Origin of the sequence: Actinomadura chokoriensis, from assembly GCF_039529475.1 — a bacterium.
Taxonomy (GTDB): domain Bacteria; phylum Actinomycetota; class Actinomycetes; order Streptosporangiales; family Streptosporangiaceae; genus Spirillospora; species Spirillospora bangladeshensis.
Genome location: NZ_BAAAMW010000010.1, coordinates 261,215 through 286,331, shown reverse-complemented (window position 1 = coordinate 286,331; position 25,117 = coordinate 261,215). Strand labels below are relative to the sequence as shown.

General features: G+C 67.4%; 25 protein-coding genes and 1 tRNA gene. 12 read left to right on the top strand and 14 right to left on the bottom strand.

What is annotated here, in order from left to right; genetic code table 11:
- The first annotated feature begins 73 nt into the window (after nucleotides 1-73).
- Together ABFX46_RS23125 and ABFX46_RS23120 are read left to right on the top strand one after the other, a co-directional pair.
- Nucleotides 74-3,223, top strand: a complete 3,150-nt coding sequence (locus tag ABFX46_RS23125; RefSeq protein WP_346045062.1) for a DEAD/DEAH box helicase — start codon at nucleotides 74-76, stop codon at nucleotides 3,221-3,223.
- A gap of 27 nt (nucleotides 3,224-3,250) precedes the next feature.
- Nucleotides 3,251-3,829 (top strand): restriction endonuclease, encoded by a 579-nt coding sequence (locus tag ABFX46_RS23120; protein WP_346045060.1) that lies wholly within the window; start codon nucleotides 3,251-3,253, stop codon nucleotides 3,827-3,829.
- A 420-nt stretch (nucleotides 3,830-4,249) separates the two neighbouring features.
- Here the strand turns inward: ABFX46_RS23120 and ABFX46_RS23115 are convergent, their stop codons facing one another.
- From ABFX46_RS23115 to ABFX46_RS23105, 3 genes are all read right to left on the bottom strand, one after another.
- On the bottom strand, nucleotides 4,250-5,929 hold the full coding sequence (locus ABFX46_RS23115) for a tannase/feruloyl esterase family alpha/beta hydrolase (protein ID WP_346045058.1): 1,680 nt from the start codon (nucleotides 5,927-5,929) through the stop codon (nucleotides 4,250-4,252).
- A gap of 148 nt (nucleotides 5,930-6,077) precedes the next feature.
- A complete protein-coding gene (locus ABFX46_RS23110) occupies nucleotides 6,078-7,637 on the bottom strand; it encodes an acyl-CoA synthetase (RefSeq protein ID WP_346045057.1) in 1,560 nt (519 codons plus the stop codon).
- Between the two features lie 5 nt (nucleotides 7,638-7,642).
- Entirely contained in the window at nucleotides 7,643-8,638 is a 996-nt protein-coding gene (locus tag ABFX46_RS23105) for an NAD(P)H-dependent flavin oxidoreductase (protein WP_346045055.1), read from the bottom strand.
- Nucleotides 8,639-8,778: 140 nt separating this feature from the next.
- Here ABFX46_RS23105 and ABFX46_RS23100 point away from each other — a divergent pair, with 140 nt between their 5' ends.
- From ABFX46_RS23100 to ABFX46_RS23065, 8 genes are all read left to right on the top strand, one after another.
- On the top strand, nucleotides 8,779-9,966 hold the full coding sequence (locus ABFX46_RS23100; RefSeq protein WP_346045053.1) for a lipid-transfer protein: 1,188 nt from the start codon (nucleotides 8,779-8,781) through the stop codon (nucleotides 9,964-9,966).
- Between the two features lies 1 nt (nucleotide 9,967).
- Nucleotides 9,968-10,420 (top strand): MaoC family dehydratase N-terminal domain-containing protein, encoded by a 453-nt coding sequence (locus ABFX46_RS23095; RefSeq protein ID WP_089327876.1) that lies wholly within the window; start codon nucleotides 9,968-9,970, stop codon nucleotides 10,418-10,420.
- The gene (locus ABFX46_RS23090; RefSeq protein ID WP_089327877.1) at nucleotides 10,417-10,830 is read left to right on the top strand and encodes a MaoC family dehydratase; all 414 of its coding nucleotides are present in this window, start codon (nucleotides 10,417-10,419) and stop codon (nucleotides 10,828-10,830) included. The genes ABFX46_RS23095 and ABFX46_RS23090 overlap by 4 nt, the downstream gene beginning before the upstream one ends.
- A gap of 20 nt (nucleotides 10,831-10,850) precedes the next feature.
- The gene (locus tag ABFX46_RS23085; protein WP_346045051.1) at nucleotides 10,851-11,675 is read left to right on the top strand and encodes an SDR family NAD(P)-dependent oxidoreductase; all 825 of its coding nucleotides are present in this window, start codon (nucleotides 10,851-10,853) and stop codon (nucleotides 11,673-11,675) included.
- Nucleotides 11,676-11,698: 23 nt separating this feature from the next.
- Complete coding sequence (locus tag ABFX46_RS23080; RefSeq protein ID WP_346045093.1) at nucleotides 11,699-12,925, top strand: TetR/AcrR family transcriptional regulator; 1,227 nt, start codon at nucleotides 11,699-11,701, stop codon at nucleotides 12,923-12,925.
- A gap of 57 nt (nucleotides 12,926-12,982) precedes the next feature.
- On the top strand, nucleotides 12,983-13,357 hold the full coding sequence (locus ABFX46_RS23075; protein WP_346045050.1) for an ArsR/SmtB family transcription factor: 375 nt from the start codon (nucleotides 12,983-12,985) through the stop codon (nucleotides 13,355-13,357).
- On the top strand, nucleotides 13,354-13,887 hold the full coding sequence (locus ABFX46_RS23070) for a DUF2703 domain-containing protein (protein ID WP_143228078.1): 534 nt from the start codon (nucleotides 13,354-13,356) through the stop codon (nucleotides 13,885-13,887). Before ABFX46_RS23075 ends, ABFX46_RS23070 begins: the two co-directional genes overlap by 4 nt.
- Before the next feature lie 637 nt (nucleotides 13,888-14,524).
- Nucleotides 14,525-16,462: an AAA family ATPase gene (locus tag ABFX46_RS23065; RefSeq protein ID WP_346045048.1), complete on the top strand. Its 1,938-nt coding sequence runs from the start codon at nucleotides 14,525-14,527 to the stop codon at nucleotides 16,460-16,462.
- A gap of 475 nt (nucleotides 16,463-16,937) precedes the next feature.
- On the opposite strand, the gene ABFX46_RS23060 is transcribed toward ABFX46_RS23065, so the two are convergent.
- From ABFX46_RS23060 to ABFX46_RS23015, 10 genes are all read right to left on the bottom strand, one after another.
- Nucleotides 16,938-17,972: a hypothetical protein gene (locus ABFX46_RS23060; protein WP_346045046.1), complete on the bottom strand. Its 1,035-nt coding sequence runs from the start codon at nucleotides 17,970-17,972 to the stop codon at nucleotides 16,938-16,940.
- Nucleotides 17,969-18,562, bottom strand: coding sequence for an RNA polymerase sigma factor (locus tag ABFX46_RS23055; protein ID WP_346045044.1), 594 nt, complete (start codon nucleotides 18,560-18,562; stop codon nucleotides 17,969-17,971). The genes ABFX46_RS23060 and ABFX46_RS23055 overlap by 4 nt, the downstream gene beginning before the upstream one ends.
- 151 nt (nucleotides 18,563-18,713) lie before the next feature.
- A complete protein-coding gene (locus tag ABFX46_RS23050; protein ID WP_346045043.1) occupies nucleotides 18,714-18,959 on the bottom strand; it encodes a hypothetical protein in 246 nt (81 codons plus the stop codon).
- Between the two features lie 270 nt (nucleotides 18,960-19,229).
- On the bottom strand, nucleotides 19,230-19,448 hold the full coding sequence (locus ABFX46_RS23045; RefSeq protein WP_346045041.1) for a hypothetical protein: 219 nt from the start codon (nucleotides 19,446-19,448) through the stop codon (nucleotides 19,230-19,232).
- A 105-nt stretch (nucleotides 19,449-19,553) separates the two neighbouring features.
- Nucleotides 19,554-19,781 (bottom strand): tyrosine-type recombinase/integrase, encoded by a 228-nt coding sequence (locus ABFX46_RS23040; protein ID WP_428831293.1) that lies wholly within the window; start codon nucleotides 19,779-19,781, stop codon nucleotides 19,554-19,556.
- A gap of 78 nt (nucleotides 19,782-19,859) precedes the next feature.
- Nucleotides 19,860-20,615 carry a hypothetical protein gene (locus ABFX46_RS23035; RefSeq protein WP_346045037.1) on the bottom strand — a complete coding sequence of 252 codons (756 nt, stop codon included), beginning with the start codon at nucleotides 20,613-20,615 and terminating at the stop codon, nucleotides 19,860-19,862.
- Nucleotides 20,506-21,114, bottom strand: coding sequence for a hypothetical protein (locus ABFX46_RS23030; protein ID WP_346045036.1), 609 nt, complete (start codon nucleotides 21,112-21,114; stop codon nucleotides 20,506-20,508). The genes ABFX46_RS23035 and ABFX46_RS23030 overlap by 110 nt, the downstream gene beginning before the upstream one ends.
- Before the next feature lie 7 nt (nucleotides 21,115-21,121).
- Nucleotides 21,122-21,331 carry a hypothetical protein gene (locus ABFX46_RS23025; protein ID WP_346045034.1) on the bottom strand — a complete coding sequence of 70 codons (210 nt, stop codon included), beginning with the start codon at nucleotides 21,329-21,331 and terminating at the stop codon, nucleotides 21,122-21,124.
- A 334-nt stretch (nucleotides 21,332-21,665) separates the two neighbouring features.
- A tRNA-Lys gene (locus ABFX46_RS23020) sits at nucleotides 21,666-21,741 on the bottom strand.
- Between the two features lie 43 nt (nucleotides 21,742-21,784).
- Nucleotides 21,785-23,071, bottom strand: coding sequence for a cytochrome P450 (locus ABFX46_RS23015; RefSeq protein WP_346045032.1), 1,287 nt, complete (start codon nucleotides 23,069-23,071; stop codon nucleotides 21,785-21,787).
- Nucleotides 23,072-23,095: 24 nt separating this feature from the next.
- Between ABFX46_RS23015 and ABFX46_RS23010 the strand changes: the two genes are divergently transcribed.
- Nucleotides 23,096-23,494 (top strand): PaaI family thioesterase, encoded by a 399-nt coding sequence (locus tag ABFX46_RS23010; protein ID WP_346045030.1) that lies wholly within the window; start codon nucleotides 23,096-23,098, stop codon nucleotides 23,492-23,494.
- Nucleotide 23,495: 1 nt separating this feature from the next.
- The gene (locus tag ABFX46_RS23005) at nucleotides 23,496-24,179 is read left to right on the top strand and encodes a dienelactone hydrolase family protein (protein ID WP_346045028.1); all 684 of its coding nucleotides are present in this window, start codon (nucleotides 23,496-23,498) and stop codon (nucleotides 24,177-24,179) included.
- Between the two features lie 76 nt (nucleotides 24,180-24,255).
- On the opposite strand, the gene ABFX46_RS23000 is transcribed toward ABFX46_RS23005, so the two are convergent.
- Nucleotides 24,256-25,116, bottom strand: coding sequence for an ADP-ribosylglycohydrolase family protein (locus ABFX46_RS23000; protein ID WP_428831297.1), 861 nt, complete (start codon nucleotides 25,114-25,116; stop codon nucleotides 24,256-24,258).
- Between the last annotated feature and the right edge of the window lies 1 nt (nucleotide 25,117).

Genomic DNA, 25,117 nt, shown 5'->3' with positions numbered 1-25,117 from the left:
CGCGTCGAGAGCGCCGGCTGGGTGAAGCTTTCCCTGGAAACTGTACAAGTTACTTCCACATCGTGAGGCGTGAATGCCGGGTAGCCCGACCGCGGCTTCGGCGCGGCAGTTCCATGGTCTTTTCGTCGGTATCAACCGGTATCGGTCCAAGTCGGTACGGCGGCTCGCGTCGGCGTCGCGTGACGCGAAGGCGCTGCACGCCCTCTTCTCCGACAATCTTGGCGACACCGACACCACATTGCTGGTGGACCGGGACGCCACCTGCGCCGCTGTTGTGGCCGCTCTCACGGAGCTCCAGACCCGCAGCACGTCCGAGGACGTCGTGGTCATCTCGTTCTCCGGGCATGGCAGCACGACCCACGAGTTGGTCACCTACGACGCCGACCCGAACAACCTTCCCTCAACGTCGTTGCCGCTTGACCAGTTCACGGAACTGGTGAGCGCGATTCCGGCACGGCAACTGGTCGTCGTCTTGGACTGCTGCTTCGCCGGAGGTGCGGGTGCGAAGGTTCTGAACGCCCCGCTGGTGCCCCGCGGTGGCCTGCACGGCTTGCCAGAGTCCACCGACGCGCGGTTGGAACGGATGGCGGGGACCGGGCGGCTGGTTCTGGCCGCGGCGACTGGCGAGCAGGAGGCGTGGGAGGACCCTCACCTGGGGCACGGGCTGCTCACCTATCACCTGTTGCGGGCCTTGCTGGGTGCGGCGGGCGGCGACGGCAGGAAGGTCCGTCTCTACGACCTGCTGGCATTCGTAACCCGTGAGGTCAAGGCGAAGGCATCGGGCACGGTGGCCGCAGAGCAGGATCCGAGCCTCCGGGGTCAGATGGACGGGGAGTTGCTGTGGCCGGCATTCACCGATACGGGGCCGCTCTACTCGGTGCAGTTCCCTTCGTCAACGCTCACTCCAGTCACCCGTAACCTCGGGAGCCTGCGCGATCACGGCATCCCGCAGGTAGTGCTGGACACCTGGGCGACGCGCATCGAGAAGCTCAATGATCTCCAGGTCGACACGATCAACCAGGGGCGGCTGCTCGCCGGGGCGAACGTCCTGGTGACGGCTCCTACCTCCTCCGGCAAGACCATGATCGGGGAACTCGCCGCTATCCGCACTGCCCAGGTGGGCGGACGGTCGGTGTTCCTGCTGCCAACCCGCGCGCTGGTCAACGAGCAATACACGAGGTTCTCGCGCACGTACGGGCCGATCGGGTTGCAGACCATCCGGGCCACGGGGGAGACCGCCGACGATGTGCCAGCGCTCCTTCAGGGGCAGTTCGACCTGGCTGTGCTGACCTACGAGAAGTTCGCCGGTCTGGCTCTGGGGAACCCGCACCTACTCAAGCTGCTCTCCGTCATCGTCATCGACGAAGTCCAGACGATCGTCGACCCTGGTCGTGGTGCCTACCTCGAGTTCCTCCTCACTGTGCTCAAGGCACGCCGTCCTGAAGGCGTCGCACCGCAAGTCGTCGCGCTGTCTGCGGTGCTCGGCGACCTCGGCGGTCTCGAGAGCTGGCTCGATGCGAACGTCATCGCCCGAACCGAGCGGCCGGTGCCGCTACTCGAAGGGGTACTCGGTCCTGATGGGATCTACCGGTACGTCGATGCCGAAGGCACGGAGGCATCCGAGCAACTCATCCCGCCGATCGGGTGGACGCAGCGCAACCGGGAATTGATCATTCCGCTGGTGCGCAAACTGGTGGGCGGGGGCCAACAGGTCATCGTCTTTCGGAGCACCCGGGGGGCGGCTCGCAACTGCGCTCGCTATCTTGCGCAGAGTCTGAGCCTGCCGGAAGCGAAGGCGGCGCTGGAAGGTCTGGCCGGCAGCGACCCCAGTCTCGTGCTGACTGACCTGCGCCAGTGCTTGACCGGTGGGGTCGCCTTCCACATCTCCGATCTGGCTCGGGATGAGAAGATCGCCATTGAGGATCAGTTCCGTGCCCGGGATAGCGGCATCCGGGTGCTGGTGTCCACCACGACGTTGGCCCAGGGCGTCAATCTTCCCGCCGAGACCGTGATCATCGTAGAGCTGGATCACCCGACCGGGCCGACCCAGACAGCCCCGTATTCGGTCGCCGAGTACAAGAACATCGCCGGGCGGGCTGGCCGCCTGGGGCTGACCGACGGAGGCCGCGCCGTATTGATCGTTGGCGGCGGTATCGATGCTGACCGTCGGTGGCGCGACTACGTGCTCGGCGAGCCAGAGGATCTACGATCTCAGCTGCTGGACCCCGAACAGGATGTCGCGACATTGTTGTTGCGCGTCGTAGCGGTCGCCTCGCAACGCGAGGGCGTGGCGGGCTTGACCGGAGCCGACGTCACCGCGTTCCTGACTAACAGCTTTGCCGCCCACCAGCAGCGGCTTGCGGGCGCACCGGATCCGTTCCCCACCGGAACCGTCGCCGCCGCCCTGGACGAACTTGTCGATGCCGGATTGGTGTCATCCGGCTCGTCAGGGATCGAGCTGACCGAGCTCGGGACTTACGTGTCGCAGAGCGGTCTGCGTGTTGTGTCCGCCGTACGGGTCGCGCGTGCCCTGCGTGCTGTGCACCCCAGCGCGCTGAATCGCGTCACCATCATTGCCGCGGCCCAGCTGACCGACGAGGCTGCTACTGCTCGTCCACCGGTCAATGGAAGGGGATGGCAAAGAGAGCAAGCGACCTATCTCGGCGAGTTGCAGCGCCACGGCATCGCCGGACCTGTGCTCGCAGCTATGCCCGGCCAGGAGCGCAAGACAGCCGCGGAACGGGCCAAACGGGCTGTGGCCTGCATGATGTGGATGGGCGGCGTCCCAATCGGCCACATTGAGCGGCAACTCATGGTGCACATGCCGAGGAAAGACGCCGCCGGCGTGACCAGGGCGTCTGCCGACCGCACGCAGAGCGTCGTCGGTACCGTCATCGACATTGCCCGTTGCCTGCATTCCGACACCCGACTCGACGACCTCGCCCGCCTCCTGCCCGTCCAACTCGAATTCGGTGTCCCGGCCGAGTTGGTAGCACTGGCCCAGCGCGCTGGTGCCGCGCTCAACAGGACGGATTACCTACGGCTCGCGGCTGAATCGCTCACCGAGCCTGCCGCGATCCTCGATACCGACGACGAGGTCCTGCTGCCGTGCCTCAACGACAACCGCAGCAAGCTCCGCCTGCTCCGGGAAGCCGCGCAGACTGCCCGTGACGACGACGACAGCACCGACTTCGCCGATCTGCTGCCCGCCTCCACCGACTAGCACCTCACCGAAAGCGAGCACCTCACCATGAGCGAAGATTCTCCGACCGCGACTGCCGCAGCGGGCGAGGAAGATCACTGGCCATCGTTCGACATCACGCCGAAGGCATACGAGGAAGCGGTCGCCGCGATCGCCAAGTCGATGAACCTCGACCTGGTCGGCTGGGAAGTCAAGCACCTCGATCCGATCGAAGGGCTGGACGGGACCTACATCATGGACGTCACGGCACGCTTCCGGCTGGCGGGCATGGACTTCCTCATCCTGTTCGAGTGCAAGCGCCACAAAACCCCCGTCAAACGCTCTGACGTCCAAGTGCTGTATACCAAGCTCCAATCCACGGGCGCCCAGAAGGGCGTCGTGGTGGCCGCCACCGGCTTCCAGAGCGGTGCCCTCGAATTCGCCAAGGCACACGGCATCGCTTGCGTCCGCATGGTTGACAACGCCTGGACATACAGCTCACGCCACACCACGGTGACCACCCCGCCAGTCCCCACCGGCGCGTACTCCGGCTATGCGATGACGCCCGACGGCGACGGGGACTACGACTCCACACTGCTCACCGGCAGCGCCGACCACTCGCGATCAGTGCTGATCACCGCGATCTAAGCAGGGCACTGCAGAGGCCGCGCCGTGCCCGACAACCTGGTCGACGCTTTCGCATGGCTGATCACGCCCGAACGTCAAGTCGTCACCGACCCGCCCAACGAGCTCGTCCATCTTCGCCTGCGCTCCTCAGAATTCGCGAGATCATCGAAATTGACAGCTGCTCAGGCTGGAAGACTCATTGTGGACCGGGTTGGCACTCTGGAAACGCTCGAACGACGGTCAGGCGGCGGGGAGAATTCTAGAAGCCTGACGTAGGTCAAGATTGTTGGCTCGGCTCCGCTCGCGTAGCGAGGGGACAAGCCATGCACCGGGCGGAGTGGGGATGTGTTCTCGGAGGATGCCGCGGAGCACGCTCACTAGGATGCCTGCTCTGCGCGCCACCGCGGCTCCTACCGAGGTATTCTCAGCATCAGCTTGGGTTCAGGCGGACCTGGTCCGGGTGCACTTTAGTTTTGTGCCTTCCCAGCGGCAGGTCTGCTGGTAGTCGGAGCGGAATGGGGCGCCGACCCAGGGGTAGCGGTCGTCGGGTTGTTCGGTGGGCATGACGCCGGTGAAGTTGGCGGCGTCATCGATGCTTCCGGTGCCGGTGTACTTGGTCTGCATCGGATAGGGGTAGACGGGGCGGGTCCGGACGGTCCGGTCGCCGTCCTTCTTCGCGGCGATGATCTTTTCGGGTGCGGCGCCCTTCTCGACCCAGTTGTAAATGGGTGTGAACAGGTCGAAGGTGTCGGGGCCGTATCCCTGGACGCAGTGGTAGACGCCGGGGAACAGGAAGGTTCGGGCGAACCGTCCGGTAGCCTTGGGGCCGCCCATCCGCTGGGTGAGGGCGTGGTGGTAGGCCAGGGTGCTCTCGGTCGGGATGGCGGGGTCGGCCCAGCCGTGCCACATGATGAGCTTGCCGCCGCGGTCTCGGAAGCGGGTGAGGTCGGGGTCGGTGGAGTCGTAGATGCCGCTCATCTCGCGCAGTTTCTTGAAGGTGCGCAGGTCGAAGCGGTGGTCCTTGAGGGTGTAGGACGCGGGTGGGTTGTTCCAGGATGAGAAGTACTTGAGGTAGTTGTAGCCGAGGGCCTCCAGGCCGCCGGTTTGGCCTTGGGGTGCGATCACGTAGCCGAGCCAGGCCGCTTCGGTTCCCTTGGCGAGTCCGGCCGGGAACAGCCGTCGGCCCTTGGCGTCGACCGGTCCCTGGTAGATCTTGCGGACCACGTCGACCTGGTCTCTGGTCAGGCAGGTCGGTTGGGGCGAGGCGGTGGGGCAGCGCAGCGTGCCGGGATCGAAGTCGCAGTTGCGCGGGTTGTTGATGAGGCCGTCGGTGAGCCCGTCGGTGGCGTCGCAGGCCTGCATGACCTTGCTCTGCAGGAGCGGCAGCTTGTCCGGGCCGAGGATCTGGCGGCCCTTGTCGTCGGTGTTGACGGTGGCGATCCAGGGGAAGAACTCGCCGGCCAGTGCGACGAGGTTGTTGCCGGGGGCGCCGGCGATGATGCCGTCGAAGTCGTCGGGGTAGCGCTGGGCCTCCATCAGCGCCTGCCGGCCGCCGTTGGAGCAACCGGCGAAGTAGGAGTACTGGGGCGCCTGCCCGTAGTAGGCCTTGGTGACCGCCTTGGCGACGAGCGCGGTGACGTGCTCGGACCGGTAGGCCATGTCGATTCGCAGCTGCGGGTCAGAGTGGGCCCAGAGGGCGTCTCGCGAGTCGACGCCGATGTGGCCGCCGTTGCTGGCGCCGAGGACGACGCGTCCGTCGTCGGGGGGCGCGCATCCGCCGGGGAGAAAGTGGTTGGGGTTGTCGGGGGCGGCGAATCCGCAGAAGCCGCCGCAGCCGAGCTGCACGTAGCGTCCGGTCCAGCCCTGCTCGGGGAGTCGGAGCTCGAACTGGATCTGGGGTGAGACGTAGCCCTTGACCTGGCAGTAGGCGGGCTTGTCGGCGGTGGCGGCGACGTGCGTCGCGGAGATGATCCTTGTGGGGGCGTCGGGCAGGGCGGTGAGGTCCAGGCCGGTGAGCTGCTGGCAGGGGACGGCCGCCGCCGTCGGTGTGGTGGTGCCGGCTCTGGCCGGTGTTCTGCCGGTGAGGGCCTGGGCGGCGGTGACCGTCATCAGTACGGCCATGAGGGTGCCGATGATCAGGAGTGTCGGTCTGGTTTTGGGCAGGCTTACGCGTCTCATGTGGGGTGGGTGTCCTTCCGCCGGGGGTGCAGCAGAGGACCGCTCTGCTGCGGTCGGAAACGGGTGAGGGCGTCGCGGGGAGGGTGTGTGGTCAGTTGACCTGGCGGCTGCGGCCGGACCAGTACGGTGCCCGCAGCGACTTCTTGTCGATCTTGCCTGCGGGGTTGGTGGGCAGGGAGTCGATGAAGTCGACGCTCTTGGGCGCCCAGACGCTTCCCTTGTGCTCCTTGACCAGGGCGATGAGCTCGTCGGGTTCGACCGGGCTGCCCGGCCGGACGACCACGAGCGCCTTGACCGCCTCGCCCCAACGCGGGTCCGGGACGCCGATGACGGCGCACTGGGCGACGGCGGGGTGGGTGATCAGAATGTCCTCGATCTGGCGGGGGAAGACGTTGAAGCCGCCGGTGACGATCATGTCCTTCTTGCGGTCGACGATGAAGACGTAGCCGGCGTCGTCGATGTAGCCGATGTCGCCGGACAGTACCCAGCCGTCCTGCATCGCCTCGGCGTCCCGGTCGGCGTCGACGTAGCCGACCATCTGCCCGGGCTGGGACGCGCAGATCTCACCTGTCTCGCCCGGCGGCAGGAGGTTGCCGTCGGCGTCGCGGACGGTCAGATCGACGTGGTACATCGCGCGTCCGGCCGAGGCCAGCCGGGCGATCCACTCGGGGGAGTCCAGGCGGTGGTCTTCCTTGCGCAGGCAGGTCATGTAGCCGGGCTCGGTTCCGGCGTAGGTCTGGGCGAAGACCGGCCCGAAGGTCTCCAGGGCGCGGCGGAGCCCGTCGGGGGCCATGGGGGAGCCCGCGTAGATGATCGTGCGGAGCGTGGACAGGTCGGCCTTCTCGCGGCGGGGGTGGTCCAGCAGCATGTACACGATCGTGGGGACGACGGCGGTGGCCGTCACGCCCTCCCGTTCGATGGTGTCCAGCAGCAGGTCGAGGTCGAAGCCGGGCAGCAGGACGTTGGTGCCGCCGCGCATGAAGACGGGCATCACGAAGGTCTGGGTGAAGTGCGTGAGCGGCGCGGCGTGCGCGAAGACCTCGCCGGGGCGGATGTCGCCGATCTCCAGGCCGGCGGTGATGGCGTAGTGCGACCAGGTGGCGTGGGTCTGCAGGACGCCCTTGGGAACGCCCGTGGTTCCCGAGGTGAACCCGACGAAGGCCAGGTCGTCGACGCTGATGTCCACGTCCGGGGCGGTCGAGGGCTGCGTCGCGAAGGCGGTCTCGTATTCCAGGACGTCCGCCGCGGGGGTGGCGCCGCCGAGACGGATGACGTGCTGGAGTTCGGGGAGCCGGTCGCGGATCTGCGTGATCTGGCCGTCGAAGGATTCGTGGTAGATCAGCGTCGAGGCCCCGACCTCGTCGAGGAAGTAGTGGAAGTCCTCGGCGGAGGCCCGCGTGGGCATCTGGGTGACCGCCGCGCCCGCCTTCCAGATCCCGCACATCGTCGGGATGAATTCCAGGCAGTTCGGCATCAGGAGCCCCACCCGATGCCCGTTGCCGACTCCGAGGCCGGTGAGCCCGTTACCGACCCGGTTGGCCCACTGGCGCATCTGGGCGTAGCTGAGGCGCCGGTCGGCGTCCACGAGGGCGGTGCGGTCGGCGTAGTAGGTGCACGTCCGGTCGAAGACCTTGGGCAGAGTTCCCCACATGGCGTCTACCTTCCTGATCCTGGGGTGGCCGTGGATTGCCGTGGTGATGCGGAGTTCCGGTGCTCGCTGGTGCGCTGGAGCGCTTCGGCCGTGGCCTGCCGGGCCTGGTCGTACTCGCGGCGGGTCTGATCGACCAGTTCGGCGACGCTGAGGATCCCGGTGATTCCCGAGACGCTGTGGCCGGCGCTCCATACGTTGCGCTGGTTGAGGAGCCGTTGTTGCGCGAACCCGTCGGTGCCTTGCGGCGGGGCGTCCGCCGTTGCCTTCTTCAACCATCCGTCCAGGAAGTTGGCTGGTAGACCGCTCAGGGCGGTGGTGAGGGTGACGTCGTCCAGGGACGATTCGACCAGTGCCTGGCGGAAGGCGTCGTCGGCGAGGCTCTCGGTGGTCGCGATGAACTTGGTGCCCATATAGGCCAGATCGGCGCCCAGGGCCTGGGCGGCCCACAGGGCGACGCCGTCCGACACGCCTCCGGCAAGGACGATGGGCCCGTCGAACTGGCCGCGGACGGCCCGGACGAACGACAGCGGGTTGGCCCAGCCCGTCTGGCCGCCGGCGCCCGCTGTCAGCAGCACCAGGCCGTCCACGCCGGCGTCGATCGCGCGTTGGACGTGCCGCATGCTCGCGACGTCGGCGAAGACCAGGCAGCCCGCGTCCTGCAGCGGGGCCAGGACGGGAGCGGGCGACCCGACGCTGGTGATGACCAGGGGCACCTCATGGCGGATCAGGGAGGCGACGTCCCCCGCGAGCCGCTGGTTCGAGCGGTGCACGACCAGGTTCGCGGCGAACGGTGCGGCCTCGTCCTCCAGGTCGGCCAGGCCGGCGGTGATCTGCTCCAGCCAGCCGTCGAGCTCGGACGGCGTCCGCGCGTTGTGGGTGGGGAACGAGCCCACCACCCCGTTGCGGCACGCCGCGGTCACCAGGTCGGGCCCCGACACGTCGGTCATCGGAGCGGCCACGAGCGGGAGCGCTAGGCGGTCGAGCCGGGAAGGCAGCGCCATCACCCCTCCAGAGTGAAGATTCGATGGTGGATCCTGAGATCACAGCATGCGTCTGTAGTGGGCACTTGGTGGCGTAAGTAAATATGGATTAACCTCCGTTGGCAAGAGCAAGCAGCACGACACCAGTGCGGAGGTTCTGCGTGGACCGTTTCGTTCAGATCGCCGGGGTCGGGATGACCCCGTTCTCCAAGCCCAGTGCGGGCACCCCCTACACGGTGCTCGCCGAGCAAGCCGCCCGCGTCGCGCTGGTGGACGCGGGCCTCGACTACCGCCAGGTGCAGCAGGCCTACGCCGGATACGTCTACGGCGACTCCACCTGCGGCCAGGCGGCCCTGTACAGCCTCGGGCAGACCGGCATCCCCATCGTCAACGTCAACAACAACTGCTCCACCGGCTCCTCTGCGCTGTGGCTGGCCCGCCAGGCCGTCCAGAGCGGCGAGGTGGACTGCGTGCTGGCCGTCGGCTTCGAGCAGATGCGCCCGGGCGCCCTCGCCAGCGTCTGGGACGACCGCCCCGACCCCCTCGAACGCTCCGAGACGGCGATGGCGCAGATCCAGGGAGCGGACGCGCACGCACCGGTCGCCGCGCAGTTGTTCGGCGGCGCCGGCCAGGCCTACGCCGACGCGCACGGCACCGCCCCCGAGACGTTCGCCAAGATCTCGGTCAAGGCGCGGCGCCACGCCGCCGCGAACCCCTACGCGGTGTTCCGGACGGCGCTGACCGAGGAGGAGGTGCTGGCCTCCCCGCGCATCTACGGTCCGCTGACCCGCCTGCAGTGCTGCCCGCCCACCTGCGGCGCGGCGGCCGCGGTGGTCTGCAGCACCGACTTCGCGCGGCGGCACGGCCTGGATGCCTCCGTCGCCATCCGCGCCCAGGCGCTCACCACCGACACCGCGTCCACCTTCGACGCTGGAGACATGATGAAGGTCGTCGGCTACGACATGAGCCGGGCCGCGGCCGAGCGCGTCTACGCCGACGCCGGCGTAGGGCCCGACGACATCGACGTGGTGGAGCTGCACGACTGCTTCACCACCAACGAGCTGATCAGCTACGAGGCGCTCGGGCTCACCCCCGAGGGGACTGCGGAGAAGTTCGTCCTGGACGGCGACAACACCTACGGCGGGAAGGTCGTCACCAACCCGTCCGGCGGGCTGCTGTCCAAGGGACACCCGCTCGGCGCCACGGGCCTCGCGCAGTGCGCCGAGCTGGTCTGGCAGCTGCGCTGCCAGGCCGACGCCCGGCAGGTCGAGGACGCCCGGCTGGCTCTCCAGCACAACATCGGGCTCGGCGGCGCCGCCGTGGTCACCCTCTACGAGAGGACCAGCTGAGATGGCCGGATCACCAGCGATCGGCTTGTCCACGCCGCCGTCGACCGTCGATGTAGAGCGCGGGCGGCTGCGGTTGTTCGCCAAGGCCATCGGGGAAACCGACCCCGTCTACACCGACCTCGACGCCGCCCGCGGTGCCGGCCACCGCGACCTGCCCGTTCCCCCGACCTTCCTGTTCTGCCTGGAGATGGACCGGCCGGACCCCTTCGCCTTCCTGACCGAGGCCGGAATCAACCTCGACCGGGTCCTGCACGGCGAGCAGAGCTTCACCTACCACGCGCTCTGCCACGCCGGCGACAGCCTGACCTTCGAATCCCGCATCACCGACGACTACGAGCGCAAGGGCGGCGCGCTGCGGTTCCTCGTCCGCCAGACCCATGTCACCAGAGCCGGCCGGCCGATCGCCGACCTGAGCAACGTCATCGTTGTTCAGCAGGAGAAGGCGGAAGCATGACCCTCCTCACCGACCTGCACGAGGGCGACGAACTGCCGCCCCTGCGGCTACCGAAGATCAGCCGAACGACGCTGGCCCTGTACGCGGGCGCATCAGGCGACCACAACCCCATCCACATCGACATCGACGCCGCCCGCAACGCCGGGCTCGACGACGTCTTCGCGCAGGGCATGCTCTCCATGGCCTACCTCGGCCGGCTCCTGACCGGCTGGGTCACTCAGGACCGCATCCGCTCCTACAGCGTCCGCTTCACCTCCATCACCCCGCTGCACGCCGAGCCGATCTGCACAGGCCAGGTCACCGCGATCGAGGACGGCGACGGAGAACGCCGCGCCCGCCTCGACCTCCAAGTGGCACTGAACGACGGCACCATCACGCTGCGCGGCCAAGCCCTCATCGCACTGGCATGACAGCACCGGAAAGGACTCCCGTGGGAACACTCGACGGCAAGATCGCCCTGGTCTCCGGCTCCGGCCGCGGCATCGGCCGCGCCATCGCCCTCAAACTCGCAAGCCACGGCGCCCGCGTCGTCATCAACGACCTCGACCCCGAACCGGCCGAGGAGACCCTGACGGCGATTAAAGCCGCCGGCGGCGAGGCCGTCGCCTGCGTCGGCAGCGTCACCGACGAAGACTTCGCCGACCGGTTCGTCGCGACAGCCGTCGACAACTACGGCGGTGTCGACATCGTGATCAACAACGCCGGCTACACCTGGGACAGCGTCATCCAGAAGATGACCGACGAACAGTGGGACGCGATCCTGGACGTCCACCTCAAGGCACCGTTCCGCATCCTGCGCGCCGCCCAGCCGGTCATCAGCGCCCGCGCCAAGGCCGAACAAGCCGACGGCCTGCGCGTCCACCGCAAGATCGTCAACATCTCCTCGATCGCCGGGCTCGGCGGCAACGCCGGGCAGGCCAACTACGGCGCCGCCAAGGCCGGCATCGTCGGCCTCACCAAGACCCTCGCCAAGGAATGGGGCCGCTACGCGGTCAACGTCAACGCCGTCGCCTACGGCCTCATCCGCACCCGCCTCACCGAAGCCGCCGCCGACAGCGACTCCACTATCGACGTGCAAGGACGCCAGATCAAGGTCGGCGTCAACCCCGGCCTGCTCACCGCCATGGAGCAGATGATTCCGCTCGGCCGGGCCGGCACCCCCGAGGAAGCCGCCGGAGCGGTCTACCTGCTGTGCCTGCCAGAGTCGGACTACATCAGCGGCCAGGTCATCGTCTGCGGCGGCGGCTACTCCTGAACGGACCTAACATTCCCCACGTGATGCCGACCGAGGACAAGACCGCGATGACCCGGACGAGCACGCATCCGGCACGCGGCAGGCGCCCACGCGACCGCAAGGCGCAGATCGTGACCGCCGCCGCCGACCTGTTCCACCAGCACGGCTACCACACCGTCACGATGGACCAGATCGCCGGCGCGGTCGGCATCACGGCCGGGGCCCTCTACCGCCACTTCCGCAACAAGCAGGAACTGCTCGCCCGCACCGTCGACGACGGCCTTTCGGCGTTCGAGACCGCCGTCCGCGACACCGCACCAGGAGACATCGACACCCTCCTGGACGTCATGGCCTCCCTCACGCTGGACCGCCGCGACCTCGGAGTCCTCTGGCAACGCGAATCCCGGAACCTTCCCGACGCCGACCGCGACCGGCTACGCCACCGCTTCCGCGGCGTCGCCGAGAACACCGCCCCGGTCATCCAAGCAGCCAGACCCGGCCTCACCACAGCCGACGCCGACCTGCTGACCTGGGCACTGTTCGCCGTCTTCGCCAGCCCCTCCCACCACAGCGCCCACCTTCCCCGCGCACGCTTCCACGCCCTCCTGCAGCAACTCGGAGGTGCCGTGATCCGCACCGCGCTCCCCGACTCCCCGGAGAAGCCCGACCGCCCCAACGCCGCGACCAGCACCGGGCTCTCCCGCGCGTCCCGCAGAGAATCCGTCCTCGACGCCGCCGCCCGCCTATTCGGCGAACACGGCTACCAGGCCGTCAGCATGGAGGACATCGGCGCCGCCGCCGGCATCAGCGGCGCCGGCATCTACAACCACGTGACCGCCAAGTCCGAACTCCTCGTCGCGGCCCTCACCCGCGCCGCCGACGCCCTGCACATGGACGCCGGCCGCATCTTCGCCACCGCGTCCACCCCCGGCCAGGCACTCACCCGACTTCTCCGGTCCTACATCGACCTGACCCTGACCTCCAGCCACCTCACCGGCGCACTGATCACCGAGGTCGTCCACCTACCCCACGACCAACGACGCACAATCCGCCGCCTGCAACACGACTACGTCGGCGAATGGGTCCAACTGCTCACCACCGAGACACCCGACCTCATCGAACCCGAAGCCCGCGTGATCACCCAGGCCGTCCTCGCCATCGTCAACGACCTGGCCCGCATCCAACACCTGCGCCGACGCCCCCACCTCGACGACGATCTCGCCGCCCTGGGACGCGCTCTCCTTACCCCGTCGCTACCGGGTATCGCCTGACGAAGCCACAAACGCTCCTGCTTGCCACACAAGGCTAATATTTGCATACTTGTGCAAGTGAACAAACCTGAGTCAACGGGCGATCTTGGTGCGGTGCTGGGCCACCAGCTCTTCCGCGCTCTGGGCGACCCCACGCGTGTCCGCCTGGTGGATCTGCTCGCCGAGCGTTGCCGCGCCTGCTCAGTCTCGGAACTCGCCGAATGCCTCGACGTCGACCTGTCCGTCGTCTCCCGACACCTCGCCCTTCTACGGGCTGCAGGCGTCCTACGGGCGACCAAGACCGGGCGGAGCGTCCTCTACGAGATCCAATTCGACCCACTCGCCGAGACACTGCGCGGCATCGCCGACGCGCTCGAACGCGCCCGCGACGACTTCACCACAAGCGCCTCCTGCGCCCCGTCGGCCAACGACCAGAAGGAAGGAACCTCGTGACCGCCACCGCGCACGCAGCCACGGCATCCGACGCCGCCGGCTCCGCCCCCAGAACACCCCTGGTCATCGACTATTGGACTGTGGCAATGGGAGAAGAGGCCTCATGCGGCTCCTGCGATGAGACGCTCACCGTGCTCGACCGGGCCATCGACACCGTCCGCCCATTCGCCGACCAGCTCGGCATCGCCCTGAAGATCACGCCGCGAACCATCTCTACCTGGGACCAGGCACTGGAACACCAGATCACCGCCTCGCCGACCATCCGGGCCGAGGGAAGCGAACTGTGCCCCTCCCACCCGGACGGCACCGAAACCCGCCTGTGGATTTGGCGCGGCGAAACCACCAACTCGCTCCAGCCTCAGGCCGCCCTCGACTTCGTCCTCCAAGCCCTGACCGCCTGCAGTCGGCAACTCAGTGACTACCTGGCCCACGGCGGACCTTCCCCGTACCTCCGCCAATTCCTCTCCGTCTCGAGCGCAACCGCTCCTGCAGCAACCGAGGCCTGCGGACTTAGCGCCGCATGCCCATAAGCGAGACGCGCCGACGTCCCACAGGCCCGAGTCCTCACTCGGCGTTGTCTGCCGCGCGGGCTCGGTGCCGCCGTCTGGCCGCTCCTCAACGATGGCTGCCGCCCCAGCCATGACGTCCTGGCCTCGGATCCTGGCTGCCGAGCCATTTGGTACGGGCGCACAATGGCTGCCGGATGCCGTTGTGAGGCCAATCCGGCCGGGCGCATCCGAACTGGATGAGGCTGCAGCATGGGGTCGACCTAAGGAACGTTTGGTGGTTGCCGGTCGTGCCGCCAACCTGACTCACTCCCTGCTCCGCAGGCTCTCAGTAGGACCCCTTTGATCATCTTCGCCATGATGGATTCCCGAATATGATTCGAGAATGGCGTTCGGTTGACGTCGGGTTTGTGAGCTATCCATAGCGGGATTGTGGCGAATTTCCGGGTCCAGCTATGTGAATCGAAAGTGCCGCCGCGGAGTACGCTAGTTCGAACGCGAAAACCCCGGCGCACGCGGGTTCCGCGAGCACCGGGGTTCCGTCTTGATTCGCACCTAGACCATATCCCGAGGTCAGCAGGTGAGCCACACCCGGCTACCGACCTGTTACACCTATGTGTCCTCACCCTCGTGCGCCGGACCACCCTTCATGGAGGTTCGGATGCAGCTCGTCGCAGCGCACATCACCCACTACCGGTCAATCGAGGACTCGGGCCGGCTGGACGTCGAACCCGACGTCACCTGCTTGGTCGGCAAGAACGAGTCCGGGAAGACGACCGCCCTTCAGGGGCTCTACCGGCTCAACCCCGTCGAAGCCGCCGCGACGTTCGACGAAGTGATCGACTTTCCGGCCCGGCTCACCCGCAAGCGCAAGGAGTACCCCGACGGACGCCGGATCCCCGTGGTGGTGGCCACCTTCCGCTACGAGCCCGAGGAGATCCTCGAGATCGAGGAGGATCTCGGTGCCGGTGCCCTGCGCAGCCCGGAGTTCACGGTGACGATCGGGTACCGCAACAGCCGCCGGAGCATCGTCCACGACTATGACGAGGAGGTGATCGTCAAGCACCTGCGCGCCGGAGTGGACCTTCCGCGCACGGCGGCCCAGGACGTCAACGCCGCGACCACGATCGCGGAACTCCTGCAAGCGCTCGACAACCTGGCGGAGCCGCCGTCCACCGCACAGGAGCTGGTGGAACGGATCCGCGACTGGCGGGGCGAGGACGTCAACCTCTACCTGATCGATCAGTACGCGGTCCCCAACATGCCGAAGTTCGTGTACTTCGACGACTACGACTCGATGCCCGGCAAGATCTCCATCCCGGATCTGATCCGCCGGCGCGACGCCGAGGACATCGACCGGGGCGAGCGCGCTTTGCTCAGCCTTCTGGCCATGGCCGACGTCACGCTGGAGGACTTCCACGAGACTGACCAGCACGAACGACTGATCAGGGAGCTGGAGAACTCCGGGAACGTGATCTCCGACGAAGTCTTCGAGTACTGGTCGCAGAACGACGAGCTCGAGGTCGAACTCCAGGTCCTGCCGGCCGAGACCGGGGCCGCCCCGCCCTACAACGAGGGGCCGATCCTGCAGATCCGGGTCTTCAACCGGCGCCACCGCGCCTCGGTCCCGTTCGACGAACGCTCCCGCGGCTTCGTCTGGTTCTTCTCCTTCCTGGCCTACTTCACCGACCTGGAGGAGGCGGCCACCAGCAACCTCATCCTGCTGCTGGACGAGCCGGGCCTGTCCCTGCACGGCCGCGCCCAGCACGACCTGCTGCGTCTGATCGACAAGCGGCTGGCGCCCAAGCACCAGGTCCTCTACACCACGCACTCGCCCTTCATGGTTTCGCCGGACCGTCTGCACCGCGTCCGCACTGTCATCGACCGCGAGAAGGTCGGCACGAAGATCTCCTCGGAGATCTTCAAGGCTGACAGCGATACCGTCTTCCCGCTGCTGACGTCCATGGGCATCGAGATGAGCCAGACGCTGTTCGTCGGCGAGCACACACTGCTCCTCGAGGGCCCCAGCGACCTCATCTACCTCGACGTCCTGTCCGACCTGGCCCAGGCCAAGGGGCTTGAGGGACTCGACCCCCGCTGGGTCAAGACGCCGATCGGCGGGTCGGGCAAGCTGTCCACCTTCGTCGCCCTCCTGGGTGCTAACAAGCTCCACGTCGCGGTCTTGGTCGACTCCAGCACCAAGGACGTCGGGGCTGTCAAGCACCTGCGCGACAACGACCGGCTCGCCGCCAACGGGCTCGTCCAGATCAGCGAGTTCACCGGCACCGCGGACGCCGACATCGAAGACCTCTTCGAGCGCGATTTCTACGTCGAACTGGTGAACCGCGCCTACGAACAGCACCTGACGAGCCCGATCACCACCGGTGACCTCAACGCCAACGACCCCCGGATCGTCCGGCAGGTCGAAGATCACTTCCGCAAGCACAACATCGCAGGCGGCAAGCTGGATCATTTCAAGCCTGCCGCCGTTCTTCTCCGGAAGCAGCACGAGGTCCTCGCCGAGCAGCCGATCGACGACGCCACCATCAACCGCGCTGCACAGCTGTTCGCCAGATTGAACGCCCTGCTTCCCTCCTAGAAGGACGCTGGTCCCGGGGCGGCCCGTGGCCGCCCCGGAAATCACCCTGGCTCAACCAGCGCAAGAACCGATGAGGGGAATGATCTTCGTCATCTCGACGGGTCATGGCCCCCCTCTGCGCACGCTGGTCCCTCGTCTAGGGGTGGCTCGTTGGTGCGGGCTCGCGGCGAGAGGACACCATGTTCGCCCGGATGATGCCCGCATCACCAGCGGAGGATCAAGATGGCCAACCTCGCCGCGGCTCCGATTTGCCAAGGACCCGTGTGAGGGCGGCGTCGTCCACGGGCGAGATGATCAGTGGGCGCAGCGGCCCTCCCATTCCTGGTGCGTCGGCCACAAGCGGAGACTCACAGGGCGCCACCTCACATAGGTGTCAGCAATCCCTTCTCCGGACTAAGGCGAGTCACATGATGTCGACCGAGCAGCTGGGCCCCCGTCACGGGTAGTGACGGGGGCCCAGCCGTGCCTTAATCGATCAAGGTCTGTTCGTGGTGTTGGTGGTTGATGGCTGTTGATCCTGCTCCATGGAGCAGTTGTGGGAGTCGCGTAGCGCGCGGCGAGCAACATCGAGATGCTGTCGAATGGAAGACAGCAGCTCCGGCGCCGGGATCGGTTGAATGTCGAAGACGACCGGGCTGAGCGAGGGGAGCCTGGTGTATGTGGCGAAGGAGCCTGAAGGCGGGGCCAGCTTCATGCGATCCAACTCTTCCAGGACTTCCTCGGGCATCAACTTCTTGAGTAGTTTCCGGCGCAAGATGACGCACGATTCCGCATCTTCTTGGTCGGGTTGATCTGGAGAGCCCTCGTCGTGTGGGCGTTCGTTCGCGTCCCAGGTGGCCTCCTGGAACGCGAAGAGGCTGAGGGCATGTAGCTTGGCTTCCCGGGCTTCGGGCGCTTCTTGCCAGCTCTCGAGCGCGATGTGCTGGGCTTCGAGGTCCGCTCGCTTGGCATCGAGGTCCTCTAGCCTGGCTCTTGTGCTCTCGAGGAGATGCTGGAGTCGGTCCATCTCGGCGGCGAACTGGAGGGTTCGCTCTGTGAGAGCACTGGACACTTCGGTGAAGCGGTCCGCGGTCTCGGCGGCTCGCTCTTCCGCGTCGGCCACGATCTGCGCGGCCTTGCTCTCGGCTTCGGAGATGATCGCTTGCGCCTTGCTTCGGGCCGCGACCACGAGGGCCTCGGCCTGCGAGGAGTCGGCTGTCGAAGCAGAGGCCAGGAGGCAGGGCTCGTCCTTGTCGGCCTTGGTTGCCGGGAGCGAGTTCTCCTCGCAGAGCATCTTCGCGGCGGACATCATCATCAGCAGCCCGTCATCGGCACCGTCATCCCCCTCGTCTGTGAGCGCAGAGTTGATCTCCTCGTTGTCGAGGATCTGCTGGAGTCGATCCAGGACGTAGTCGGGGGTGATGTGGCTGGTGGTGTCCTGGATCCGGTCCAGGTTCTCAGCCGCGTCACGGGCGATGGCCTCGATGTCTAGCTGCTGGTCAGGGTTGGTGTAGTCGTCCGGGTCGTTCATGAGGTGCCTCCTTTCCCGGTTTCCGACGCCGGGGCGGGGATCATCTTCTTCAAGTCCAACCTCTTCTCCAGCCGACGCCGGGCGAACCGGAGGTTCGAGCGGAAGTTGTCCTGGGTGATCCCAAGCAGTCCGGCGATCTCCTCGTTGCTCAAGCCGTCGGCAATGCCCGCCATCACCTGCCGTTGCCGAGGTGGCAGGTCGCTGATCACCGCCTGCACCCATGCATAGCCATCGACGTCGTCGAGCTCGCGGCCGGTTTTGCCGTGAGGATTCAGCATGCCGGCGACCAGCGCACGCTTCTCAATCTCCATGCGGCGGCGGTCTCGCTTGCACTTGGCGAGGTAGGCCCTCGTCGCAACCGTGACCACCCAAGGTTCGGGGTTCTCAATCTGCGACCAACGTCTGTAGGCCTGGACGAAGGCGAACTGGACTGCATCCTCGCTGTCATGGACGGAAGCTCTCAGCGCGAACATAAGTCGGTTGACAATCGGGTGATAGCGATCTTGATACAACTTCTTGAAGGCGGCGACCTCCGTCGCCTTCAGTGACACGACGTCGCCTTTGACGCCTGGTCCGCTGGTGTCGGTCACGGTCATCTCCTCGTTCCGGAAAATGGTTCAAGCAGCACCAACGCCTCTCGCCCAGCCCTCTGGTCACTAGAGGGCGCCAGCGGGCCGGGACGTGAAAGGTCGATCCAAGATTTTTTAGAGGGCCCCGGGCGTGCCTGCCCGGGGGCCGGTCTCACTTGCGACCGATGAACACGGTGACCAGCAGCGCCATCACGGCGGCGGCCGCGGTGAAGAGGACAGAGCCGGTCGTGGTGTAGGCGGTGACGATGGCCAGCAGCGTGGCGACGAAGGACTGCTGCAGATCCTTGCCGCCGCGATCATCGCCTCCGGGGTCCCCGTGCTGCGGCCGCGGGGCGCCGGCGGGGGCCGGGGCGGGGTTCGCCTTGCGAAGGGCGAGCGGGGTGTCCGGCTCGGTCAAGGCGGCCCTGTCGGGTTCTCTTCCAGCCGAGTCCGGGGTCTCCGGTTCGTTGTCGGCGGTTGCGCCCGTTTCATACTGCTCGGGGACGTGAGCTCCCGTAGCGTCCAAGGGTATGTTCCTTCCGCGAGGAATCTGGTGACTTCAGACATCACGTAGATGCCTCGCGGTCGGCCTGGCGTGAAAACGGCAGACCAGAGGGGCGGGCGGCGGTCCGCAGTGAGCACCGCCCGCCCCTGTCACGCCAGTCCGGCGGGTGGGCGGCCCGCTGCGTCAGGAGCGATCGCCGGGAATCGTGGGCATGCCGAATTGAACCTTGTGACGGGCGATGCGGTCGAGTCCGGCCATCTTGTCCTTGGCGGCTTGGAGACTGATCTGCAGGCCTTCGACCCCGCCGAGCCAGCCGTGGGCGGTGGCTTCGTCGATCCGGGCGTCGAGGTTGGCAAGGATCTCGGCGAGGCGCCGCCGTTGGCTGGGATCGACGCGCAGCATGGGGCAGCCGATGCAGGCGTGCTCATGGTTGCAAGGGCTGCCGTAGGGATGTCCGCAGGTCCCCAACTCCAGCTTGCGGAGCTGGAAGTGCTGCTGGAACTGGGCCTACTCCTCGTCGGTGGGCTGGCGGTATTCGGCGGTCGGCCGCATCGCCCGCCGCTGGTCGACGAAGGCGCGGTAGGCGCGGATCAGATCGTCTTGGAAGACCGCCAGGTAGGCCTGGGTGGTGGCGAGGTTGTGATGGCCGAGCAGACGAGCGGCGATGTGAACGGGCAGGCCACCGGTGACGGCTTCGGTGACGAACATGCGGCGGAAGTCGTGGGGGGAGAGCACAATGGCCGACCTGCGTGATCGGTCAGCCCGGTCGTTCCAAGGTGTCGTTGAGGAACTTCTGAACGACGCGTGGGCTGATCACCTCGTTGCGCCATCCCTGATGGCGTTGGAACAGGTGGGGCAGCGGGGGTTCCGGTTGGTGGCTTCGTGGGGGTCGTAGCGAGCGGTGACAGGCACGTGTCCCTGCGAACCACGGAGCCGGGTGATGATGCTGGCCAGCACGCTGGCGAGTTCGGGTGTGACCAGCAGCAGCCGTTCCTCGTTGCTCTTGGACGGAACGATCTGCAGGAGCGGAACGACTTCCTTGGTGTCGGGCAGCCGGTAGGAGACCAAGGCCAGGTGGGTGATCTCCAGCAGTTCTTCGATCCGGACCCCGGTGTGGCGCAGAGTCTCGATGATCGCCCAGGCCCAGAACGCTTCGTCTTCTACCCGGGTGACATCGATGATCACGCCGGTGGCCAGTCCTTCAACGGTGATGTGGGAACTGCCCTTCTGGGTGCCGCCTCGGGCATAGGACTTGCGCACGATGCGGCGGAAGGACAGGCCGGCGTGCTCGAAGGTCTCGTTCACCGAGGTGTCGGTGGCGGCCTGGAGCATGTGCTCCATGTCGATGCAATGCCGTTCGGCGGCGTGAACGAGCACCGGCAGGTGCGGCAGTCGCTCGCGGGTGCGTTGATGCATCTCGGCGGTGGTGGCCTTGCGCGCCTTGAGCGAGCCCTCGGTGTCACCGCCGCGGACCGGGCTGGGAACGGCCCAGGGCGCCCCGGACGGATCTTCCAAGGCCCATTCCTCCAGGTCCAGATAGAACGACCGGACGCGCATGAGCTCTTCCACGTAGTTCTTCCGGTCGCGGACGGTGCCTGACGACGGTGCGCAGGCGTTCCTTCCAAGCCAGGGCGACGTCGGGAGGCAGATCGATGGAGTCGATCCCGGGATGGTGGGCTTCCAGGTCCGCCCAGAATTTCCTCGCCAGCATGCCGACCATCGTCCGGAAGGTGCGGTAGTCCGGCCCAGGCCGTCGTTCATCCAGATAGCGGACCAGCAGGTCCCGAACGGGCCTGCACTTGATCTGATAGCGGTCGACCAGTTCGGCGGTGGGTCGTTGACCGCGTCGCAGGGCCTGGCGCAGGGAGCTGCCGGCGGGCAGGATCCCGACGGCCACCAGCGCTTCCCATGCGCCGTGGCTGCCGCACTTGGTCCGGCCTTGGCGGCTGACATACCAGGCGCGAAACGCCACCAGGTCCTCGGGGACGAACTCCTCCGGGTCCTTGCCGGTGTGGACGGCGATCTTCGTGAGTGCGTTCGTGACCTCGGCCCGGTGCCGGGTCTGCATGCCGCGGTCAGTGGTGACCTGCTCGATCCGGGTGAACAGATCCGGGCTGATGACCGGCGATGTCGACGACGCTCAGGAACCGCCACCAGCGCAACAGGTCGTGAGCGTAGCTGCGCAGCGTCTTGTCTGACTTGCCCTGAGCGGCCAGACCTCGCAGGTAGTGCCGGATCGGCTCGATGACCTCACCGGCATCGCCCTCAACCTGCCACCGGACCACCCCGCCAGCCTCGCGGACCCTTCCCCACCCAGGCAGACTGATCGTTTCGACGGCGCGTACAGATCCCACCGACAACCCTCTGCAGTCCCTTCGACACGGACTGCTGAAGTACTGCCGGAAGGACTGCGCGACTGTCGGCTAGTCCGGTCAACAACCCGCAGGCGGTGGGCTCGCACCTACCACTGTGTCTGCTGCCGGGCAACATCGATGTGAATCGAGGGTGACCAGGCCCGATCCGTGCCCGCGAGCAAACATCGAGCAGGCAGAGGGACGGAACGGGGCGAACCGGGCGGCGGGCAAATCGGGACGATCTAGTGTTTGCCCTGGTCAGGGGTGGTGGGTCGCGTGGGACTCGAACCCACAACCTACGGATTAAAAGTCCGGAGCTCTGCCAATTGAGCTAGCGACCCGTCCCGCAAGGGTACCGAGATCGGCGGGGGGTTTGCGACGGGGTTATGGGGTGGGGGCCAGGTGGACGGGGAGGTGCTTCAGGCCGTTCTGGAAGTTGGAGGCCAGGCGGACGGGGGTGCCGGTCAGGGTGATGCGGTGGGGGAGGAGTTCGCGGAAGATGGCGCGCATCTGGGTGCGGGCCAGGTGGGCGCCTAGGCAGAAGTGGGGGCCGAAGCCGAAGCTGACGTGGTCGTTGGGGGTGCGGGTGATGTCGAAGCGGTTCGGGGACGGGAAGACGGTTTCGTCCCGGTTCGCGGAGGCGTGGTAGACGACGACCTTGTCGCCGGCGTCGATCTTCTGGCCGGAGAGGGTGACGGGGCGGGTGGCGGTGCGGCGGAAGTCCATGACCGGGGGCCAGTAGCGGAGCATCTCCTCGACGGCGGACGGGAGCAGGGACGGGTCGGCGGCGAGGCGGGCGAGGTCCGCGGGGTGTTCCAGGAGGGTGAGGAGGCCGCCGGGGATGCCGTTGCGGAGGGTCTCGTTCCCCGCGACGGCGAAGAGGAAGAACATGTTCTCGAACTCGTGGGTGGTGAGGCCGCCCTCGAGCATGCGGGACATGATGTCGTCCGAGGGGCTGGAGCGCTTCTCGTCGGCCAGGGCGTGGGCGTAGGCGAACATGTCGGCGAGCGCGGTGTAGGAGCGCGGGTTGATGGGGCGGCCGTCCGGGTGGGTGGTGGTGGTCGGACGGTAGTTCATCGCCTTGCGCGCCATGGGGGTCATGGAGGCGGCGTCGGCGGTGGAGATGCCGGCGTACTCGTCGTCCTGGTAGCCGATGACGCGGGACGCCCAGTCGTAGAGGAGGCGGCGGTCGGAGTCGGGGACGCCCATGATGTGGGCGAGCGTCCAGACGGGGAGGTCGGCGGCGAGCTCGACGAAGTCGGTTTCGGTGCCCAGGGCCGAGGTGACGAGGGTGCGGGCCCGGTGCTCGATCGTCTCCTCCAGGGCGCGGACGGCGCGGGGGGTGAACGCGGCGGCGACGATGCGGCGGAGGCGAGAGTGGTCGGGCGGGTCCTGGTTGAGCATCATCGCGCGGACGAACGCGAGGTCCTCGGGCGTGTCGGGGTCGCGGATCTGGGTGGCGCCGAGGTTGGAGGAGAAGAGGTCCGGTGAGCGCAGGACGTGCTTGACGTCGGCGTGCCGGAAGACCGCCCAGTATCCGGGACCGGCGGGCCAGGGGCCGACGGCCGGTTCGGGGACGCGGGCGACCGGGGACTCGGCGCGGAGCCCGGCGAACGCGTCGTAGGGGACCCCGGTGGCGTAGGTCGAGGGCAGGAAGATCTCCTCATGCATGCCATCAGCGTGCATCATGTCGGGATGACGGTGAAGCCCGATGAGATCCTGCGTGACAATTTCGCGCCGTGGGTGCTGGACCTCGGCCTCGTCCCGGAGGAGGTGGGGGACGGGACGGCGGTGCTGCGGCTGCCGTGGAACGACCGGCTGGCACGGGAGGGCGGCGCGCTGTCGGGGCAGGCGCTGATGGCGGCGGCGGACACGGCGGTCGTCCTGGCGGTCGCCGGGGCGAAGGGCGGGTTCGTGCCGATGACGACGGTGCAGCTGAACACGTCGTTCCAGCGGCCTGTGGTGGGGAAGGACGTGCTCGTCCACGTGGAGTTGTCCAAGCTGGGGCGGTCACTGGCATTCGCGGAGATCGACATGACGGTGGATTCCGCGACCGTGGCCCACGCCAGTGCCGTTTACGCCATCATCGGGTGATATGACGCGTATCGAGAGGGTCGCTGTTCCGGACGGTGAGTTCGACCTGCACGTGTGGGGGACGCGGGGGCCGGGGATCCTGCTCGTCCAGGAGATCTTCGGCGTGGGCGACTACATGGAGGCCGTCGCCGAGGACCTGGTGGCGCTCGGGTATGTGGTGGCGGCGCCTGACATGTTCTGGCGCATCCAACCGAACTGGACAACGAAGCACAACGAAGAGGCTCTTCCCAAGGGCATGTCCATGGTCTCCCAGTTCGACTGGGAGAAGGGCGTAGAGGACGCCAAGGCCGCGCTGGACGTCCTCAAGGGCTTCCCAGAGGTCGGCAAGGTCGGCGTCCTCGGGTTCTGCTTCGGTGGGACGCTGGCGTATCTGCTCGCCGCCAACGCGGAGGTCGACTCGCTGGTGTCGTTCTACGGCTCCGGTGTGCCGGGGGCGTTGGGCCAGCTCGACGCCATTCACGCCCCGGTCCAGTTCCATTTCGGTGGCGCCGACCCCTACATCCCCAGGGAGGACGTCGCCCGAGTGGAGCAGGCCGTGGACGGACGGGAGAACATGGAAATCCACGTCCAGGAGGATGGCGGCCACGCGTTCCACAACCGGAAGGCGCCGATGTTCTACCAGCCGGAGCCCGCCGACAGGGCGTGGCGCCTCACGGAAGACTTCCTCGGCCGCACCCTCTCATAGCGCCCAAGGCCTCATGCCATCCAGGGCCTCATGGCGCCAGGGCCTCATGGCGCCAGGGCCTCATGGCGCCAGGGCCTCAGGGCGCCCAGGATGGTAGTGGCTCGCAGGGGGTGAGCCAGTCCGCGGGTGCCTTTCCGATGATGCCGCCGACGATCGCGCACGTCGTGTCGATATCGCCCCCGGCGGCGGCCGTCGTCCAGAATGCTCGCTCGAAATCGCCGAGGTGGCGGGCGGCGGCCCAGATGGTGAACGGGACGGTGTCGTGCGCGGCGACCTGCCGGCCGTTGCCGAGGACGGCGGCCGCGGTCGACGGGTCGCCGATGGTCAGCAGGTGCCGGGCTTCGACGATTCCCTGGCGAACCGTTCCGTCCGGGACGTGCCGCAGGATCTCATCGATGAACCTGCCCGGAGTCGGCTCGGTGGGCGCGATGGACGCTGCGACGGCCACGGCGATCGCGCCCGCCACCGCCTCGGGGTGCGGGTGCGTGACCTCGGCCGACAGTGCGGCTTGGCGCGCGGCTTCGGCGGGGGCGCCGGCGAACCACGCGCCGAGGGGTGCGACGCGCATGGCGGCGCCGTTTCCCCAGGAGCCGGCGCCGTCGAACGGTTCGCGCGCGAGAACGCGCCAGTCGCCACCCTCGCGGACGAGTCGCAGCAGGCGCCCCGTGGACGGGCCATAGCCGCGGTCGAAGTCATGCCGTTCGGCGAAGCTGTGTGCTAGGGCGTCCTGGTCGACGGCTCCATGGCGGGTGAGGACGAGGTAGATGGATGCGGCCATCTCGGTGTCGTCCGTCCACTGCCATGGGCCAGGCGGGAGGGTCTGTGTTTCGAAGGCGGTGCGGTTGGCCGGGACGAAGAACTGGGAGCCCAGGGCGTCCCCCAGAGCGAGGGCTTGCAGGGAGGCGTGGGCGTTCGAGCGAGCTCCAGACTGAGGCAGG

Bases quoted from the DNA above. Each gene is read 5' to 3' on its own strand.
- ABFX46_RS23125 (WP_346045062.1), top strand. From the start codon at position 74: ATGCCGGGTAGCCCGACCGCGGCTTCGGCGCGGCAGTTCCATGGTCTT.
- ABFX46_RS23120 (WP_346045060.1), top strand. From the start codon at position 3,251: ATGAGCGAAGATTCTCCGACCGCGACTGCCGCAGCGGGCGAGGAAGAT.
- ABFX46_RS23115 (WP_346045058.1), bottom strand. From the start codon at position 5,929: ATGGCCGTACTGATGACGGTCACCGCCGCCCAGGCCCTCACCGGCAGA.
- ABFX46_RS23110 (WP_346045057.1), bottom strand. From the start codon at position 7,637: ATGTGGGGAACTCTGCCCAAGGTCTTCGACCGGACGTGCACCTACTAC.
- ABFX46_RS23105 (WP_346045055.1), bottom strand. From the start codon at position 8,638: ATGGCGCTGCCTTCCCGGCTCGACCGCCTAGCGCTCCCGCTCGTGGCC.
- ABFX46_RS23095 (WP_089327876.1), top strand. From the start codon at position 9,968: ATGGCCGGATCACCAGCGATCGGCTTGTCCACGCCGCCGTCGACCGTC.
- ABFX46_RS23090 (WP_089327877.1), top strand. From the start codon at position 10,417: ATGACCCTCCTCACCGACCTGCACGAGGGCGACGAACTGCCGCCCCTG.
- ABFX46_RS23080 (WP_346045093.1), top strand. From the start codon at position 11,699: ATGCCGACCGAGGACAAGACCGCGATGACCCGGACGAGCACGCATCCG.
- ABFX46_RS23065 (WP_346045048.1), top strand. From the start codon at position 14,525: ATGCAGCTCGTCGCAGCGCACATCACCCACTACCGGTCAATCGAGGAC.
- ABFX46_RS23060 (WP_346045046.1), bottom strand. From the start codon at position 17,972: ATGAACGACCCGGACGACTACACCAACCCTGACCAGCAGCTAGACATC.
- ABFX46_RS23045 (WP_346045041.1), bottom strand. From the start codon at position 19,448: ATGCTGCGCGTCGATCCCAGCCAACGGCGGCGCCTCGCCGAGATCCTT.
- ABFX46_RS23030 (WP_346045036.1), bottom strand. From the start codon at position 21,114: ATGCAGACCCGGCACCGGGCCGAGGTCACGAACGCACTCACGAAGATC.
- ABFX46_RS23015 (WP_346045032.1), bottom strand. From the start codon at position 23,071: ATGCATGAGGAGATCTTCCTGCCCTCGACCTACGCCACCGGGGTCCCC.
- ABFX46_RS23010 (WP_346045030.1), top strand. From the start codon at position 23,096: ATGACGGTGAAGCCCGATGAGATCCTGCGTGACAATTTCGCGCCGTGG.
- ABFX46_RS23005 (WP_346045028.1), top strand. From the start codon at position 23,496: ATGACGCGTATCGAGAGGGTCGCTGTTCCGGACGGTGAGTTCGACCTG.